Origin of the sequence: Microbacterium maritypicum MF109 (genome assembly GCF_000455825.1) — a bacterium.
Lineage (GTDB): Bacteria > Actinomycetota > Actinomycetes > Actinomycetales > Microbacteriaceae > Microbacterium > Microbacterium maritypicum_A.
This window is the reverse complement of record NZ_ATAO01000049.1, coordinates 1-218: the sequence shown is the minus strand read 5'-3', so window position 1 is coordinate 218 and position 218 is coordinate 1. Positions and strand designations below refer to the sequence as shown.

Here is a 218-nt window from a genome sequence, read left to right as displayed (position 1 = left end):
GAGCTGGCCCTGCTCTGGCTCGCCGACGAGGTCGACAGCGCGCTGCGCAGCTACCGGGCGGAGCAGGGCATCGAGGGCAACTGGCAGGCCAGGGAGCGCGTGGTCGTCGCCCTGACCGGCGGCCCCGAGGGCGAGACCCTGCTGCGCCGCGGCGCCAGAATCGCGGCCCGCTCCGCCGGCGGCGAACTGCTGGCGGTGCACATCACCGCGCAGGACGG

The 218-nt window shown here is 76.1% G+C and carries 1 pseudogene; it reads left to right on the top strand.

Annotation, left to right across the window (positions count from 1 at the left end):
- Positions 1-218 (top strand): annotated as a pseudogene (locus L687_RS24910) (sensor histidine kinase KdpD); the annotation flags it as partial.